A 1,767-nucleotide genomic window follows, 5' to 3' on the forward strand; every position below is an offset into this window, starting at 1 on the left:
TCCCGTGATCAGGAGAAAGAGGAAAAAGGTAACAATATAGTGCCGATACATATAAAAAAGTTGCATAGACGAATTGTAGTGCGGTTTAGGTGAAATTCAGCCAAACGTTCAAAAGAGAGAGTGTTTTTTTGATCCCATTTTGATATCGATTTCTCTAGAATTCGATTCATAAAACTTTGTTAATGAGGAAAAATATGAAAACGACTAAGATCAAAAAAATCTTGATAGCCAATCGCGGTGAGATCGCTTTACGGATTATCCGTGCTTGTAAAGAGCTAGGAATCAAAAGTGTCGTTGTTTTTTCTGAAGTGGATATGAACGGCGTATGGGTTCGTAAAGCGGATGAGTGCTACCCGATTATGGGCGATCCGATTGCTGCGTATCTTGATTATGAGCGTATTATCTCTTTGGCAAAAAAAGCCGATTGTGACGCGATCCATCCGGGATACGGGTTTTTATCGGAGAGTGCAGAATTCGCTCAGGCGTGTATCGATAACGGAATTATCTTCATCGGACCGAAGCCTGAACATATCGCCCTTTTCGGGGATAAAATGGCGTCTAAAGTGGCGATGAGAGCGGTAGGTGTTCCGATGCTTCCGGGTACGGATGAGCCGATCGATAATATCGATGATGCGGAAAAAATTGCTACGGGTATCGGATTCCCGATTATTATCAAAGCGGCATTCGGCGGCGGCGGACGCGGTATGCGTATCGTTGAGAAGGCATCTGATTTTAAAGAGATGTACGAGTCGGCAACCAAAGAGGCATTGCGTTTCTTTAGCCGAGGTGAAGTATTCATCGAAAAATATCTTAAAAATCCTCGCCACATTGAGATTCAAATTGTTGCCGATAAATACGGTAACGTTGTCCACCTCGGAGACCGTGACTGCTCGATCCAACGTCGCCACCAAAAAGTAATCGAGATTGCCCCTTCACCATTGTTGAATGAAGCAACTCGCCGTGAGTTGTACCGCATCTCGACCAAAGCGATGTTCAAACTGGGCTATGAGAGTGTCGGAACTATCGAATATCTGGTGGATCAAGATGACAATATCTACTTTATCGAAATGAACACCCGTGTTCAGGTAGAACATCCGGTTACCGAAGCGATCTCAGGGATCGATTTGATTCAGCGTATGATAGAGATTGCGGAGGGGGATCAGCTCAAATTCTTACAAGAAGAGATTAAATTCCGAGGGTACGCGATCGAATTTCGTATCAATGCGGAGAATCCGAAAATGGGCTTTGTCCCATCTCCGGGTCTTATCACCAATTACCTTGCACCGGGCGGTCCGGGAGTTCGTTTGGACTCTATGGCCTATACCAACTATCAAATTCCCTCAAACTACGATTCGATGATCGGAAAATTGATCGTTTCGGCGTTGACGTGGGAAGATGCTGTTCGTAAAGCACGACGTGCATTGGATGAGTTCTTGATCGAGGGGATTCCGACCAATATCGCCCTTCACCGCCAAATTGTCCGTGATGAACATTTCATCAAAGGGGAGCTCGATACGGGATATTTGGATACGAAACTAACCACCTTTAACCTTGAGGCGATCCACAATATGGACGATGAAGAGGCAAAAATGAAACAAATTCAATCGATCATCAACGTGATTAAAGCAAACAATATCACTGTTCGTCACTAATCATATCTAGAACAAAATTAAAAAGTAGGGAATAGGTAAATGGCAAAAAAATACATCGATGTGATGGACACTACGTTCCGTGACGGCTTTCAGTCTGTATTCGGCGGGCGTGTGT

General features: G+C 44.1%; 1 protein-coding gene. It reads left to right on the top strand.

Going from position 1 to position 1,767, the window contains the following annotated elements; translation table 11 throughout:
- Positions 1 to 194 precede the first annotated feature (194 nt).
- A complete protein-coding gene (locus A2517_RS04105) occupies positions 195 to 1,652 on the top strand; it encodes an acetyl/propionyl/methylcrotonyl-CoA carboxylase subunit alpha (RefSeq protein WP_294894426.1) in 1,458 nt (485 codons plus the stop codon).
- Positions 1,653 to 1,767 lie beyond the last annotated feature (115 nt).

Origin of the sequence: Sulfuricurvum sp. RIFOXYD12_FULL_44_77 (genome assembly GCF_001830725.1) — a bacterium.
GTDB classification, from domain to species: domain Bacteria; phylum Campylobacterota; class Campylobacteria; order Campylobacterales; family Sulfurimonadaceae; genus Sulfuricurvum; species Sulfuricurvum kujiense_A.